9 protein-coding genes are annotated in these 16,369 nt (G+C 72.9%); 4 read left to right on the plus strand and 5 right to left on the minus strand.

Annotated elements, in window-relative coordinates:
• Nucleotides 1-28 precede the first annotated feature (28 nt).
• From ABT147_RS16305 to ABT147_RS16320, 4 genes are all read right to left on the minus strand, one after another.
• Nucleotides 29-907: a carbohydrate ABC transporter permease gene (locus ABT147_RS16305; RefSeq protein ID WP_351406310.1), complete on the minus strand. Its 879-nt coding sequence runs from the start codon at nucleotides 905-907 to the stop codon at nucleotides 29-31.
• 17 nt (nucleotides 908-924) lie between these two features.
• Nucleotides 925-1,917 (minus strand): carbohydrate ABC transporter permease, encoded by a 993-nt coding sequence (locus tag ABT147_RS16310; RefSeq protein WP_351406312.1) that lies wholly within the window; start codon nucleotides 1,915-1,917, stop codon nucleotides 925-927.
• 16 nt (nucleotides 1,918-1,933) lie between these two features.
• A complete protein-coding gene (locus tag ABT147_RS16315; protein ID WP_351406314.1) occupies nucleotides 1,934-3,256 on the minus strand; it encodes a carbohydrate ABC transporter substrate-binding protein in 1,323 nt (440 codons plus the stop codon).
• Nucleotides 3,257-3,444: 188 nt separating this feature from the next.
• On the minus strand, nucleotides 3,445-4,464 hold the full coding sequence (locus ABT147_RS16320; protein WP_351406317.1) for a LacI family DNA-binding transcriptional regulator: 1,020 nt from the start codon (nucleotides 4,462-4,464) through the stop codon (nucleotides 3,445-3,447).
• Nucleotides 4,465-4,554: 90 nt separating this feature from the next.
• Between ABT147_RS16320 and ABT147_RS16325 the strand changes: the two genes are divergently transcribed.
• The 3 genes from ABT147_RS16325 (at nucleotide 4,555) to ABT147_RS16335 (ending at nucleotide 8,588) form a co-directional block, all read left to right on the plus strand.
• Nucleotides 4,555-6,441 (plus strand): glycoside hydrolase family 35 protein, encoded by a 1,887-nt coding sequence (locus ABT147_RS16325; RefSeq protein ID WP_351406319.1) that lies wholly within the window; start codon nucleotides 4,555-4,557, stop codon nucleotides 6,439-6,441.
• Between the two features lie 48 nt (nucleotides 6,442-6,489).
• Nucleotides 6,490-7,329, plus strand: coding sequence for a class I SAM-dependent methyltransferase (locus tag ABT147_RS16330; protein ID WP_351406321.1), 840 nt, complete (start codon nucleotides 6,490-6,492; stop codon nucleotides 7,327-7,329).
• Nucleotides 7,330-7,424: 95 nt separating this feature from the next.
• A complete protein-coding gene (locus ABT147_RS16335; RefSeq protein WP_351406323.1) occupies nucleotides 7,425-8,588 on the plus strand; it encodes a restriction endonuclease in 1,164 nt (387 codons plus the stop codon).
• A 23-nt stretch (nucleotides 8,589-8,611) separates the two neighbouring features.
• Here the strand turns inward: ABT147_RS16335 and ABT147_RS16340 are convergent, their stop codons facing one another.
• Entirely contained in the window at nucleotides 8,612-9,394 is a 783-nt protein-coding gene (locus ABT147_RS16340) for a thioesterase II family protein (RefSeq protein ID WP_351406325.1), read from the minus strand.
• 247 nt (nucleotides 9,395-9,641) lie between these two features.
• Between ABT147_RS16340 and ABT147_RS16345 the strand changes: the two genes are divergently transcribed.
• Nucleotides 9,642-16,334 (plus strand): type I polyketide synthase, encoded by a 6,693-nt coding sequence (locus ABT147_RS16345; protein WP_351406327.1) that lies wholly within the window; start codon nucleotides 9,642-9,644, stop codon nucleotides 16,332-16,334.
• Nucleotides 16,335-16,369: the final 35 nt, after the last annotated feature.

Consider the following 16,369-nt stretch of genomic DNA (forward strand, 5'->3'; position numbering starts at 1 on the left):
TTCGCATTCCTTCCGCTGGTGGGAGCGGTCAGCCCTTCACCCCGCCGGACGCCATGCCCTCGATGTGCCGGCGCTGGACGACCGCGTAGAGGAGGAGGACGGGGACGATGACGATGACCATGCCGGCGTAGAGACGCCCGTAGTCGGCCGCCGCCTTCTGCGCCGTGAACAGGTTGAGCAGACCGACCTGCAAGGTCTTGCCCTCGCCGGGGAGGAGGGTGAGGGCGATGATGAAGTCGTTCCAGTAGGCGAGGAAGTTGAAGAGGATCACGGTGGTGACCGCCGGACGCGCCATCGGCAGCATGACGGTGGTCATGATCCGGAAACGGGACGCTCCGTCCAGTGCGGCGGCCTCCTCGTACTCGACCGGGATCGACCGGAAGTACGCGGTGAGCAGATAGATGGTGAACGGGATCGACGTGGCCGCGTAGACCAGGGAGAGGACGGCGGGGTTGTCGATGAAGAAGCCGCCGGGGAAGACGTCGATGAGCGAGCGGTCCCAGTCGACGAGCATCAGGAAGATCGGGACGACGATGTAGTTGACGTTGACGAACAGCCCGGCCAGGAGCGCGAGTTCGACGAGGCGGCGGCCCCGGAACTCGTAGCGGGCGATGACGTACGCGGCCGGCACGGAGACCGCCAGGACGAACACCAGGCCGAGCGCCGTGACGAACACGGAGGTCAGGAAGTACTGGCCCATGTGCGCGGTGACGAAGGCGTCGACGTAGTTCTGGATGTGCAGGCCCTCGGGCAGCGTCCAGGGGCTGCCGAAGAACTCGCGCTTCTCCTTGAGCGAGGCCAGCAGCACCCAGGCGACCGGCACGGCGACGGCGAGCGCGAGGGCGATGACGAGCGTGTGGGTGAGCCCACGGCCGATGCGCGGGCGGGACGAGGTGGGCGTGGTCATGGTCGGGGTGTCCGTCCTCAGTACTGGAGGGGCTCGCGCCGCGTCGCCCGGCTCACCAGGAGCGACACGAGGAACGAGAACGCGAAGATGACGACACCGATGGCCATGCCGTAGCCGTACGACGAATTCGTGTACGCCTGCTTGTACATATAGCTCAGCAGGACCTCGGAGGAGCCGTCCGGTCCGCCGCCGGTCATCGCGCGGACGAGGACGAAGCTGAGGTTGACGGCGCTCATGATGAAGAAGGTCAGCGTCGTGCGGAGGTTCTCCCAGATCAGTGGCAGGGTGACGGCGAAGAACTGCCGGGCGGGAGAGGCGCCGTCGAGCGCGCTCGCCTCGTACAGCTCCTCCGGGATGCTCGCCATGCTCGACATGTAGAGAACCATGTAGTAGCCGAGCGACTGCCAGACCATGGCGACGGCGACGGAGTAGAGGACCACTTTCTGGTTGCCCAGCCACACCTGTTGCAGACCGTCGAGGGACAGCAGCCGGAGCGTGCCGTTGAGCAGGCCGTTCTCCTGGTCGTAGACGGCGGAGAAGATCGCCGCGATCACGACCACCGAGAGCACGTTCGGGATGTAGAGCACGAACCGGTAGAGGTTGCGTCCGCGCAGCCGCTGCCGGGTCATGATCGCGGCGAGGAACAGGCCCATGCCCATGGTCACGACGGTCACCACGACCAGCAGCGCGACCGTGTTCTGGAACGCGCGCACGAACTGCTTGTCGTCGAGGAGGGCACGGAAGTTGTCGAGCCCCACGAACCGCATGTCCGGGGAGAACCCGCTCCAGGTGTAGAGCGACATCCGGAACACGTTCAGGGTCGGGACGATCATGAACACCGCGAACAGCACCAGCGCGGGCAGCAGACACAGGAGCACGAAGCGGGTGTCGGCGCGGCGACGGGCCGGAGGACGGGTGCCGCCGCGCCGGGAACTCCCGGCGGGTGGTGCCGGATCGGACTTCGAGACGCTGTTCGGCGTGCCGGTGGGTGGGGTGGCGGAGGTCGTCACCGTGCCTGTCCTCACCTCAACTGCCCGCCTGCCGCAGTTTCTCGCTCGCCTCGTTCAGCGCGGACTGCCACTTGTCCTCGGTGGTGTCGCCGCTGATGATGCTGTTCGCGGTGTCGAAGAGCGTGGCCTTGATGTCGACGCCCTCGACGGGCGCGGTGCTCGCGAACCCGCCCACCAGCGCGGCGACCGACGGGTCCTCGTACACCTTGTAGAACTCGGCGTTCTCGGCCGACAGACTGTCCGCGATGCCCTCGACCGGCTGGATCGCGTTCGACTTCGCGAAGATCTTCGCCGCCTCGTCGGAGTACAGATAGGCGATGAACTCCTTGGCCGCGTCCTTGTGCTGGGCCGCGCTCGGCACCCACACCGACTCGACCGAGGTGGTGATGTACCGCTTGCCGCCCGTGGTGACCGCCGGCAGCGGAGTCAGGCCCCACTGGAAGCCGTCGGCGCGCGGGGCGTCCGCCATCTCGCCGACGATCCACGTGCCGTTCGGCATGAACAGCGCCTTGTCGTCGAGCACCAGCTGCTGGTTCTTGGTGAAGTCCTGCTCGTTGGCGTACCCGACCGTCGCCGGCGCGGCGTAACCCAGCAGCTTCGTGGTGATGTCGAGCGCCTTCCGGGCGTTCGCCGACTTCCAGACGTCCTTCTTGTACGTCATCACGTCGGTGTAGAACCGCTCCCCGCCGACATCGGCGAGCAGCGCGAAGAAGTACGAGTCGAGGTACCCGGCGGTCGGGTAGGTGAACAGGGGTATGCCCTGCTTCTTCGCGGTGTCGCCGAGCGCGAACATCTCGTCCCAGGTGGCCGGGACCTTCCAGCCCTTCTCCTCGAACAGACCCTGGTTGTGGAAGAGCCCGGTGGGCGCGTAGTACATCGGCATCAGATACGTCTGGTCCGTGCCGTACGGGTTGGTGTTGAGGTTGCCGACGATGCCCTCGGTGAGCTTGTCCCCGACGGTCGTGTCCTCGCCGGGCACCTTCTCCTTGAGCACCGGGGTGAGGTCTTCGAGGGCCCTGTCCTTGATGAGGGTCTCGGTGAGAGCGGCCTTGCGGCCCTGGCCGAGCACCACGACGTCCGGATACCGGCCCGCCTTCATGTTCGGGGTGATCTCGTCCTCGATGCTCTTCGAGATCTGCAACTCGACATCGATGTCGGGGTGCGAGGCCTCGTACGCCTTGATGACCTGCGTGTACATGTCCCGGCCGTAACCGCCTTCGAGGGCGGCGACCTTGAGAACCGTCTTGCCGGAGTCCGAGCCGCTCCCGCCGGCCGAGCAGCCGGCGAGCAGTCCGAGCACTGTGACCGCGGCGCCCGTGAGGACGAGCGATCTCCTCATGTGAGGTCCTTCCCGTGGACGGCTGCCCACCTGGCTGCGAGAGATCTGGATCACATGGCGATCCGCTGTTGTTACGGTGGCACCGATAACATGACAGCGCAAGAGGCTCACGAGAGGGAGTTGCCGAACGGACGGGCCCGGGGCCGGTGTTGTGCGGGGCCTGGAACGGGGCGTGCGGTGACGGTCGGTCAGGAGGAGCGCGGGGGTGCCGTGGAGGCGCGAACCGTCAGCGACGCGGTGACCACGGAGGCGTCGACATCGGCCTCGTCGCCGTGCAGGAGCAGGTCGACGGCCGCCGCGCCGTAGCGGTAGAAGTCCTGCCGGACGGTGGTCAGCGGGGGCGAGCTGTAGGCCGAGAGGGCGATGTCGTCGACGCTGACGAGGGACACGTCGTCGGGCACCGACCGGCCCCGCTCGTGCAGGGCGCGGATCACCCCGAAGGCCATCTCGTCGCTCGCGACGAACACCGCCGTGACCTCGGGGATCATCGCGATGATCTGCCCCTGCCGGTGACCGGAGTCGGGCGACCAGTCACCCTCCAGGATCGGCGGCGGCTCGATCCCGGCCGCCGTCAGGCACTCCTGCCAGCCCTGCCGCCGCCGGCGCGCCTCGATCCACTCGTCCGGGCCCGAGATGTGCCAGACCTGACGGTGCCCCAGGTCGAGCAGATGCTGGGTGGCGACCCGGCCCGCCTCCTGCTGGTCGATGCCGAGCACCCGGGCGCCCGCCGTGCGCGAGCCGTCGAGGGTGACGGTCGGGATGTCGCGGGTGATGTCCTCCATCTTCCGCGTCACGGAGATGAGGGGCACGGCGATCACGAAGCCGTCCACGCCCTGGTCGGCCAGCTTGGACAGGGACTGCTCCATCAGGCCCGTGTCCAGCGCGGCGATGGTCGCGATGCTCACCGCGTACCCGGCCGCGCCGGCCGCCGCCTCGACACCGGCGGTCACCGCCGAGCGCGAGTAGTACCCGCCCGACGCCAGCAGCACCAGGCCGATGGTGTGGCTGCGGCCCGAGGAGAGCGCCCTGGCGGCACTGTTGAAGCGGTAGCCGACCTGCTCCACGGCGGCGAGCACGCGCCGCCTGGTCTCCGGATTCACGTTCGGTGAGCCGCGGAGCGCACGCGAGACGGTCTGCGCCGACACCCCGGCGGCCCGCGCCACATCGGCCATGCTCGGCTGCCTGAGCCTCGCGGTCTCCTCGGACATGGTGCTCCCCTCCCGCGGACGGCCCGCGGTGTCGTTCACCGGATTCTATCGACCTTGTTACACATGGCACCGATAACATAGGCTCAGTTCGTGACTGAGCCGACCACGACACCCCTCTGCCCGGCCCACACCACAACCGATGCGGCGCGCGGTACGACGAGCGGCACGGCGAGTACGGCGGCCGAAGCGGTCGTCACCGGCGCCACCGGTGCGCTCACCTGGGGCGGGCGCCGCCTGTACCGGCACGGCGAACCGCATAGCATCCTCTCCGGCGCGCTGCACTACTTCCGGGTCCACCCCGACCTCTGGCGGGACCGGATCCGCCGCCTCGCCGACCTCGGCCTCAACACCGTCGACACCTATGTGCCGTGGAACTTCCACCAGCCCCGCGAGGACGAGCCGCCCCGCTTCGACGGCTGGCGCGACCTCGAACGGTTCGTCCGCACGGCGGGGGAGGAGGGCCTCGACGTCATCGTCCGCCCCGGCCCCTACATCTGCGCGGAGTGGTCCAACGGCGGCCTGCCCAGCTGGCTCACCGCCCGCGACCTCGCGATCCGCAGCTCCGACCCGGCGTTCACCACCCCCGTCGGCCGCTGGTTCGACGACCTGGTGCCGCGTATCGCCGCACTCCAGGCGTCCGAGGGCGGCCCGGTCGTGGCGGTGCAGATCGAGAACGAGTTCGGCAGCTACGGCGACGACCACGCCTATCTGCGCTGGAACCGCCGGGCCCTCGCCGAACGCGGCATCCGCGAGCTGCTGTTCACCGCCGACGGCCCCACCGAACTGATGCTGGACGGCGGCACCCTGCCCGGCACCCTCACGGCCGTCACCCTGGGCTCCAAGCCCGACCACGCCCGAGGACTCCTCGCGGACCGCCGACCGGACGAACCCTTCGTCGTCGCCGAGTTCTGGAACGGCTGGTTCGACCACTGGGGAGAACCGCACCACGTCCGAGGTGTGGACAGCGCGGTGCAGACCCTCCGCGACATCGTCGCCGACGGCGGCAGCGTGAGCGTCTACATGGCCCACGGCGGCACCAACTTCGGCCTCTGGGCGGGCGCCAACGACCACGAGGGCCGTCTCGAACCCGTCGTCACCAGCTACGACTCCGACGCGCCGATCGCCGAGGACGGCGGCCTCACCGCCAAGTTCCACGCCGTACGCGAGGCGCTCGGCGCCCGGGGCCCGCTCCGGTCACCCCCGCGCCTGCCGACCCTGCCCCCGGCCCGCCTCCCGCTCGTCCACCACGCCGATCTGCTCCCCGGCCTGCGCGCCGTACCGGCCCCGACCACGACCGCGCCCCGCCCCGCCTCCTTCGAACAGCTCGGCCTCGACGCGGGCATGGTCCTCTACACCGCGCACCCCCGTGTCCCGCCGGGCGCACACCGGCTCGTCCTCACCGACGTACGGGACCGGGCCCTGGTCTTCGTCGACGGCACCTTCACCGGGGTCGCCGATGCCGGCTCCCCGGAACTCCGCGTCGACGGAACCGGCGAGGTCGTACGCCTGGAGATCCTCGTCGAGAACCTCGGACGGGTGAACTACGGTCCCGGCATCGGCGGACACAAGGGCCTGCTCGGTCCGGTCCTCCTCGACCGGCGGATCGTGCAGGGCTGGGAGAGCGTGCCGGTGGCGCTCCAGGAGTGGGCCGCCGGGGAGCTGGCGGAGGCGGTCGCGGCCGGGCCCGCGCGCACGGGCGCCGGGTTCGCGGTCGCCGAACTGCGGGTCGACACACCCGCGGACACCTTCCTCGCCCTGCCGGGGTCGTGTCGGGGCCTCGTCTGGGTCAACGGCTTCCTCCTCGGCCGCCACTGGGAGATCGGGCCGCAGGTCACGCTGTACTGCCCGGCACCCCTGCTGCGCGCCGGAGCGAACACCGTGACGGTCCTCGAACTGGAACGGCTCGGTGGGGAACTGGAGTTGCGGGCGGGTCCCGAGCTGGGACCGCCGGAGGAGTACGTTGAGGAGTTCGACTGACCGGAGCGGTGGGCCCGGTCACGCGGTGAGGGGAAAGGGCGAGACGTCATGCCCGAGGGATGGCAGTGGGACCGCACCCTCTTCCAGGGCAGCGCGGCCTACTACGAGCGAGGCCGGCTCCCGTACGCCGCCGGATTCCCCGAAGCGCTCGCCGGGGCCCTGGGTCTGGACGGCCGGGGCCGACTCCTCGACGTCGGCTGCGGCCCCGGGATCGTGCTGCTGCCGATGGCACGGTTCTTCACGGAGGCGGTCGGCGTCGATCCGGACGAGGACATGCTCGCCGAGGCCGAGCGCCGGGCCGTACGCCGAGGGGTGACCAACGCGCGCTGGGTGGCCGCCCGTGCCGAGGACCTGCCGGCGGGCCTGGGGGAGTTCCGGGCCGTGGTGTTCGCGCAGTCCTTCCACTGGACGGACCGTGAGCGCGTCGCGGCCACCGTGCTGGAGATGCTGGAACCGGGCGGCGCGCTCGTCCACGTCAGCGATCTCAAGGACCCGCTTCCGGACCCGGCGTCTCCGCCGTCGCCCGCGCCACCGTACGACCGCGTCGCCGACCTGGTCCGCCGATACCTCGGCCCGGTGCGTCGCGCGGGGCAGGGAGTGCTCGTCGACGGGACACCCGGCGGGGAGGGCCCCATCATCGAACGCGCCGGGTTCGAGGGCTACGGACGACTCGTGGTGCCGGCCGGGGAAGTCGTCACACGCACCGCGGACGACATCGTCGCGTGGACGTTCTCCCGGTCCGACGCGGCGCCGCATCTGTTCGGCGACAGGCAGGCGGACTTCGAGCGGGACCTGCGCGCGCTCCTGGAGGAGACGGCCCCCGACCACCGTTTCGCGGAGCGCCTTCCGGCCACCGAGATCAGGACATGGCGGAAGCCACCGAGGTGAAGCCACCGACCACGGCGGCCCGCCGCGTTGTCGGTGGCCGCTGTTAGTCTCCCGGCCGGGGAGATCGAGACGTACCGGTGCGGGGGTGGGGGCGGATGAGCGGTCTGGCGTGTCCGCTGTGCGGTCGGCAGGTGGCGGCGACACGGCAGGGGATGGCCCGGCATCAGCGGGAGGACGGCCGACCGTGCCTGCCGGACGGCGGCGCCGCTGGGCCCAGCATCCCCGCTGTCGGCTGCGCCTGCGTGGCCGTGAGCGTGGTCGTGGCGGTCGCGTTCAGCTCGTGGGCGGTGCTGTGGGTGGGCCTGCTCGCGTCGGTGGGGGCGATCGTCTGGAACGCGAACTTCAGCACCGCCGCCCGCGTGGCCGCCGCGGACCGGCGGGCGATCCAGTTGGTCAGTGAGGGGGCGGCGTCGGCGGACACCGGCCCGCCCGTGCGGGACATCGAGGCGGAGGCGGAGCGGCTCCTGGCGGAGTTGCCGCCGCTGGGCGCCACGGTCGAGGACGCGATCGCCGCGTGCATGGCCCGGCTGATCCCCTACGACCCCCAGCCGCTCGCGGTGCGGTTCACCAAACTGGCCCGTGCCCATGTCGCCGCCGACGAGCGGATACTCGGCCTGGCCGTCGGCCCCGAGCAGGGTGCCGCCGGCAGCGCCCGGGCGCTCGCGGTCCTCACCGACCGGGCGTTGGTGGTGAAGGACCGGGACGTCGTCTACCGCGACGACGCCCCGGAGGTTCAGCCCGGCGCGCCCGGCTTCCTCGCCTCCGGCGCGCGTACGTTCCTCTTCTCCGCCAACCACGGCCTGGAGACGGCCGTCGCCGCCCGCGAACTCGCCGCCTCGTCCCGCCGTACGGCGACCGTGCCCTCCGGCCGGCCGCCCGAGCGGCTGATCCGCGAGGCCCGCGACGCCGAGCTGATCGCCGCCGAGTGGATGCGCTACCTCGGCTTCGCCGACGCGGTCGCCACCCCGGTCGGCGCGGACGGCGGTATCGACGTGGTCAGCGCCCGCGCCGTCGCCCAGGTGAAGCTGGAGGGCAAGGCCACCGGCCGCCCGACCGTGCAGCAACTCCACGGCGTCGCCGCGCACGAGGGGAAGACCGGCGTCTTCTTCTCCGCCGCCGGGTACACCCCGCAGGCCCGCACCTGGGCCCAGACCAGCGGGACACTCCTGTTCCGCTTCGACCGCCAGGGCGGGGTGGAGGCGGTCAACGCGGTCGCGCATGAACTGTTGGCCGAGGCGGACGCGCGAGCCGAGCGGTAGCCGGGCCGGGGGGCGAGACCGAGTCAGCGCTCGGCGGGCGCGGCGGGACGTGCCGTCGTCAGGGTCTCGGTGAGCAGCCGGAGTACCTGGGGGGCCTGGTCGACCAGGTAGAAGTGGCCGCCCGGGTACGTGTGCGTCGTGAAGGCGCCGGTCGTGTGGTCCTGCCAGGCGTGTACGTCGTCCAGGGGGGCCTTGGGGTCGCTGGTGCCCACCAACGCCGTGATGGGGCAGGCGACTTGGTGGATACGGCCGGGGCGGTAGAGCTCGGCGGCGCGGTAGTCGTTGCGCAGGGCGGGGAGGATCATCCGGAGCATCTCGTCGTCGCCGAGGATGCGGGTGTCGGTGCCGGCGAGGCGCTTTATCTCCGCGAGGAGGGCCTCGTCGCCCCGGCGGTGCACATCGTCCTCGGGGCGGAAACGGGACGGGGCGCGCCGGCCCGAGGCGAAGAGCATCGTCGGCACCACACCGGCCTGTCGCTCCAGAAGGCCCGCGAGTTCGAAGGCGAGGGACGCGCCCATGCTGTGGCCGAACAGGGCGAGGGGACGGTCCGCCTCCCGGACGACCAACGGCAGGAGGCGGTCGGCGAGTTCGGGGATCGTCTCGACACAGGGTTCCAGGCGGCGGTCCTGGCGGCCCGGGTACTGCACCGCGAGCACGTCGATCCGTGGGGAGAGGGCCTGGGACACGGGAAAGTAGAAGCTCGCCGATCCTCCGGCGTGCGGCAGGCACAGCAGCCGCACCGCACTGTCCGGGGCGGGGTGGTAGCGGCGGATCCACAGATCCCTGTCCTCGGTCTGCACGGTCACCTGGTGGCTCCGGGGGCTCGGGGCTGGCGGTCCTCGGACGCTAACAGCCGACGGTGACCGGCCGGCTCCCGTCGGCCCCCTGACCCCACCCCTAACCTCCGAGGCCTAGGTCAGGGGTGTCGCGACGCGGCCGTGATCCTTTCTACTTGAATCTCCCAATATCCAGGACGCTCGGCCCGCCGTCCTGCGGCAGCCGCTGCCCGCTCCCTGGTGAACATCCGCACGGCTCCGACCCCAGGGGGTTCCAGTGACGGACGAAGCACGCCTCGTCGAGTACATCCGCACCATGACGGGCGACCTGCGCAAGGCGCACCGACGGCTCAAACAGCTGGAGGACGCCGACAGCGAACCCATAGCCATCGTCGGTATCGGATGCCGTTTCCCCGGCGGTATCACCGGCCCCGACGACCTGTGGCGGCTGGTCGACGAGGACCGGGACGCCGTAGGGGCGATGCCCGACGACCGGGGCTGGGACTTCGAGGCCCTGTTCGCCGACGGCGACGACCGGCTCGGCACCAGCCGGGCCCGCGAAGGGGCCTTCCTCTACGACGCCGGTGAGTTCGACGCCGGGTTCTTCGGGATCTCACCGCGCGAGGCCCTCGCCATGGACCCGCAGCAGCGCCTGCTCCTCGAAGTGACCTGGGAGGCGCTGGAACACGCCCAGATCGTGCCCGCCACCCTCGCCGGCAGCCGCACCGGCGTCTACGCCGGGATCATGTACCACGACTACGGCGGCGAACTGTCCACCCTCCCCGACGAGGCCCAGGGCCTGTTGAGCACCGGTATAGCCGGCAGCGTGGTCTCCGGCCGGGTCGCCTACACCCTCGGTCTCGAAGGCCCCGCCCTCACCGTCGACACGGCCTGCTCCTCCTCCCTGGTCACCCTGCACCTGGCCGCCCAGTCGCTGCGGTCCGGCGAGTGCGACCTCGCGCTGGCCGGCGGTGTCACCGTCATGTCCAGCCCGTTCACCTTCGTCGAGAGCACCCGGCAGGGCAATGTCGCCCCCTACGGCCGCTGCCGGTCCTTCGCGGACGCCGCCGACGGCACCGCGTGGGGCGAGGGCGCGGCCGTACTGGTTGTGGAGCGCCTCTCGGACGCCCGGCGCCACGGCCACCAGGTCCTCGCCGTGATCCGGGGCACCGCAGTCAACCAGGACGGCGCCTCCAACGGCCTCACCGCCCCCAACGGCCCCTCCCAACAGCGCGTCATCCGCCAGGCGCTGGCCAACGCCCGGCTGACCGCCGCCGACGTGGACGTCGTCGAGGGACACGGCACCGGCACCCGGCTCGGCGACCCCGTGGAGGCGCAGGCGCTGCTGGCCACGTACGGCGCGGAGCGGCCCGACGGGCAGCCGCTGTGGCTGGGGTCGGTGAAGTCCAACCTGGCGCACCCCCAGGCCGCCGCCGGAGCCGCCGGTGTCATCAAGATGGTGATGGCGATGCGGCACGGGCGACTGGCCCGCACGCTCCATGTCGACCGGCCGTCACCCCAGGTGGACTGGACCGCCGGCGCCGTCGAACTCCTCACCGAGCCCCGCGACTGGCCCGCCCTCGACCGGCCCCGCCGTGCCGCCGTCTCGTCGTTCGGCGTGGGCGGCACCAACGCGCATGTGATCGTCGAGCAGGCCCCGGCGGAGGAGGCCGACGCGGTGTCGGCCGACGCGCTGTCGGCCGGCGGGGGTGCGGTCGCCGCTACCGATGGGGTGCGCGCAGCCCACGACGAGGCGCTCGACGCCGTCCCGGCCGCCCAGCCCCTGCCCGCCGTGCCCGTCTTCGTCTCCGCCCGTGACGGTGACGCCCTGCGGGCGCAGGCCGACAGGTTGCACGTGCACGTGACCCGGACCACCGCCGAGGGGGACGGCCCCCGGCTGCTCGACCTCGGCCTCGCCACCGCCACCACACGTGCCGCGCTCGAACACCGGGCCGTGGCCGTCGTGACGGACGGCGACGATCTCGCCCGCGCCCTGACGGCCCTGGGCTCCGGAGAACCTGCCCCCGGCCTGGTGACGGGCCTGGCCGACGAACAGGTCTGTGCCTTCCTGTTCACCGGTCAGGGTGCCCAACGACCCGGCATGGGGCGGGAGTTGGCGACGGTCTTCCCGGTCTACGCGCAGGCCCTCGACGCCGCCTGCGCGGAACTCGACGCCCACCTGGAACAGCCCCTGCGCGACCTGATGTTCGCCGAACCCGGCACCGACGCCGCCGCGCTGCTGGACGAGACCCAGTACACCCAGGCGGCGACCTTCGCGATGGAGGTGGCGCTCTTCCGGCTGGTGGAGAGCTGGGGGGTGACACCCCGCTATCTGGCCGGGCACTCCATCGGCGAACTGGCCGCCGCCCATGTGTCCGGCATGCTGACGCTGCCCGACGCCTGTGCCCTGGTGGCCGCGCGCGGCCGGCTCATGCAGGCGCTCCCGGCGGGCGGCGCCATGGTCGCCCTGGAGGCCACCGAGGACGAGGTCGCGCCACTGCTCGCGGGGCAGGAGACCGCCGTCGCGCTGGCCGCCGTCAACGGCGAGCGGTCCGTCGTGGCCTCGGGCACGGCCGCCGCCGTCGCCTCGATCGCCGAGCACTTCACCGGCCTCGGCCGCCGCACCCGGCAGCTGCGCGTGTCCCACGCCTTCCACTCACCGCTCATGGACCCCATGCTCGACGACTTCCGTGACGTCGTACGGAAGCTGGAGTTCCGACCGCCGGCCGTCCCCGTCGTCTCCAGCGTCACCGGCGCCCCGCAGAACGACGAGGAGTGGCGGTCGCCGGAGTACTGGGCCCGCCAGGTCCGGGACACCGTGCGCTTCCACGACGTGACCCGCGCGCTGCGGAAGGCGGGCGTCACCGCGCAGTTCGAACTCGGCCCCGACGCCGCGCTCACCGCCATGGCGGACGCCGACGAGGGCGCCCTCCCCACCGTCGCGGCGCAGCGCCGCGACCAGCCCGAGACCCGCGCCCTCGTCACCGCGCTCGCCCGACTGCACGCCCGTGGCGTCCCGGTGGACTGGGCGGCCTTCTTCGCGGGCCGCGGCGCACGACGGGTACCGCTGCCGACGTACGCCTTCCAGCGGCGGCACTACTGGCTGCGGCCCAAGCCGGGCGCGACCGCCTCCACGGGCGCGGCCGGGCTGCCCACCGCCGGGCACCCCCTGCTGGGCGCCGCCGTCACCGTGGCCGGCACCGGCACCCTGCTGCTCACCGGACGCCTCGGCCTGGACACCCACCCCTGGCTGGCCGACCACGCGGTCGGCGGCGCGGTCCTCGTCCCCGGCACCGCCCTGCTGGAACTGGCCCTGCACGCCGCCTCCCGCCTGGAGGCCACGACCCGAACGGCCCTGGCCGTCGGCGAACTCGTCCTCCAAGCCCCCCTGATCCTGCCCGCCACCGGCGGCGTACGGGTCCAGGTCGTCGTCGACGGGCCCGACGACGACGGGCGGTGCGCCTTCCGTGTGGTCTCCCAGCCGGAGTCCGCCGACGGCGACGAGTGGACCACCCACGCCGACGGCGTCATCGGCGCCGAAGAGACCGAAGAGACCGCAGAGGCCGGCGGGCCCGAAAGGCCCGGCGCGCAAGGGGGATCGGGGGCTTCCTGGCCCCCGGCCGACTCCACCGCCGTCGACACGGACTGCCTCTACGCCGACTTCGCCGCCGGCGGCTTCGCCTACGGCCCGGCCTTCCAGGGAGTACGGCGGGCCTGGCGGCACGGCGACGAGGTGTACGCCGAGGTCGTCCTGCCCGAACCGGTCGCGGGCGCCGCCGACTTCGCGCTGCACCCCGCGCTCGCCGACGCGGCCCTGCACGCGGCCGTGTTCGCGGGCGGCGCGTTCGCCGAGGCGGCCGGGCAGGCGCGGCTGCCGTTCGTCTGGGACGGGGTGACCCTGCACGCCACCGGCGCCACCGCGCTGCGCGTCCGTATCACCCCCACAGGACCGGACAGTTTCGCCCTCGCGCTCGCCGATCCGACGGGCACCCCGGTGGCGACGATCCGCTCGCTGACCGTCCGCGCCGCCCCCGACCTCGCCGCCCCGGCCCCCGCCGCCGCGTCGACCGACGAACTCCACCTCCCCGGCTGGGAGACGGTGCCGCTGCCCGCCGAATCCGCCGCCCCGGCCGGCCGCTGGGCCCTCGTCGGGGACCCGGGCCGACTGCCCGACCTGCCCGAAGCCACCCTCCACCCCGACCCGGCCACCGCCGCGCGGGACGCCGACCAGGTCGTCCTCGCCCTCGACGCAGCCCTGCCGCCCGGCACCGACCCCGGCGACACCGAGGCCGTGGCCGCCGTGCACACCGTGACCGCGCGGGCGCTCGACACCGTACGGGACCGGCTGGCCGACTCCGCCGACTCGGGCGCCGCCCGGCTGATCGTGCTGCTGCGGGGCGCCGTACGCGTCGGGGACGAGGAGGACGCCCCCGATCCGGTGGCCGCCGCCGTGTGGGGGCTGCTGAGTTCCGCCGCGCACGAGAACCCCGACCGGATCGCCGTCGTCGACTGGGACGGTGACGAGGCGTCGGCCGCAGTCCTCACCCGGGCCGTGGCGTTCCCGGAACCCCGGCTCGCCCTGCGCGCCGGCACCGTCCACGCGCCCCGGCTGGTCCCCCTCTCCCGCGACACCGCGCTGCTGCCGCCCGCCGGGCCCGGCCCGTGGGTCCTCGACCGGGCGGGCGACGGCGCCACCATCGACGACCTCGCCCTCGTCCCGGCCCCCGAGGCCCTGACCGCACCGCTCGGCCCCGGCCAGGTACGGGTCGACGTACGCGCCTCCGGCGTGAACTTCCGGGACGTCGTCGTCGCCCTCGGCCTCGTCGACGGACTGCGCGGCCTCGGCGGCGAACTCGCCGGTGTGGTCACGGCCGTCGGCCCCGACGTGACCGGCGTCGCGCCCGGCGACCGGGTCCTCGGTCTGGGCCCCGCCACCTTCGGCCCGGTCGCCGTCACCGACCACCGCTGGCTGGCCCCGATGCCCGACGGCTGGACCTTCGAACAGGCCGCCGCCGTACCCATCGCCTACCTCACCGCCTACTACGGCCTCGTTGACCTCGCCGGGGTCCGGCCCGGCCAGAAGGTACTGGTCCACGCCGGCGCCGGAGGCGTCGGTACCGCCGCCGTGCAGCTCGCCCGGCATCTGGGCGCCGAGGTGTACGCCACCTCCAGCGCCGGAAAGCGGCACGTGCTGCGGGCCGCCGGGCTCGACGACGCCCACACCGCCGACTCGCGCAGCCTCGGCTTCGCCGACCACTTCCGGGAGAGCACCGGCGGGCAGGGCATGGACGTCGTCCTGGACTGTCTCGCCGGGGAGTTCGTCGACGCGGGCCTCGGACTGCTGCCCCGGGGCGGGCACTTCCTGGAGATGGGCAAGACCGACATCCGCGACCCCCAGGCCGTGGCCGCCGCCCACCCCGGCGTCACCTACCAGGCGTACGACCTTCAGGAGGCGGCCCCCGACCGGATGCGCGAGATGCTCCGGGCGGTCCTCGACCTCTTCGCCGAGGGAGCGCTCACCCCGCCGCCGCTGACCGTCTGGGACATCCGCCGGGCCCGCGACGCCTTCCGCGCGCTCAGCCAGGCGAAACTCGTCGGCAAGGCCGTCCTCACCGTCCCGCGCGGGCCCGACCCCGAGGGCACCTTCGTCGTCACCGGCGCGAGCGGCCACCTCGGCGGCCTCGTCGCCCGGCACCTCGTCACCCGCCACGGCGCCCGGCATCTGCTGCTCCTCAGCCGCCGTGGCCCCGACGCCCCGGGTGCGGCCGAGCTGGAGGCCGGCCTGCGCGCGGCAGGCGCCGACGGCGTCACCACCCTCTCCTGCGACCTCGCCGACCGCGACGCCCTGCGCACCGCCCTGGCCGCGCTCCTCCCCGGCCGGCCGGTCACGGCGGTCGTGCACACCGCCGGACTCCTCGACGACGGCATCGCCGCCGGCCTCACCGACGAGCAACTCCACCGCGTCCTGCGCCCCAAGGTCGACGCCGCCGCGAACCTCGACGCGGTCACCCGCGAACTCGGCCACGACCCGGCCCTGTTCGCGCTGTTCTCCTCCGCCTCCGGCTTCACCGGCAACCCCGGCCAGGCCAACTACGCCGCCGCCAACGTCTGTCTGGACGCCCTCGCCGCCCGGCGCAGGGCCCGGGGACTCGCGGGCGTCTCCCTGCTCTGGGGGGCCTGGGAGCAGGCAGGCGACGGGATGACCGCCGGGCTCGGCGACACCGACCAGCGCCGCATGGCCCGCACCGGGCTGCGCGCCCTCGGCCCGGACCAGGGGCTCGCCCTGTTCGACGCCGCGCTGCGCGTGGACGCGGACGCGGTGGCACCCCTGGCGCTGGACACCGCCGCCCTGCGCGCCCAGGCCGAGGCGGGCACCCTGCCCGCCGTCTTCCGCGGCCTCGTCCAGGCCCCCGTCCTGCGGCGCGCCGCCGTCGCGGGCACCAGGGAACCCGCCCTCGCCGAGCGGCTGGCCCCGCTCTCCGACACCGAACGCGACCGGCTGCTCCTCGACCTCATCACCACCCACACCGCCACCGTCCTCGGCCATGGCTCGGCCGACTCCCTCGGCGCCCAGCGGACCTTCCGCGAACTCGGCTTCGACTCCCTCACCGCCGTCGAACTGCGCAACAGCCTCGGCGCCGCGACCGGACTGCGGCTGCCCGCGACCCTCGTCTTCGACCACCCCACCCCCCAGGCGCTGGCGGAACTGCTGCGCGCCGAACTCGCCCCGCCCCAGGCCTCACCGGCACAGGAGGCACTCGCCCTGCTCGACGGCCTGTACCGGCACCTGGGTGCCGTCTCCCCGGACGACCCGGACCGCAGGCACCTCGACGAACGACTCCGCCAGGTGCTGGAGACCTGGCGCCGACCGGACGCCACGACCACCGACCAGGACCCCGAACACGACCTCGACACGGCCTCCGACGACGACCTCTTCGCCATGGTCGACGACGGAGTCCGGCTGCCCTGACCGGGCGGCAGCGCCCAGCCCGGCCGTCCCCATCC

The organism is Streptomyces sp. NPDC001868 (assembly GCF_040297125.1).
Taxonomy (GTDB): Bacteria; Actinomycetota; Actinomycetes; order Streptomycetales; family Streptomycetaceae; genus Streptomyces.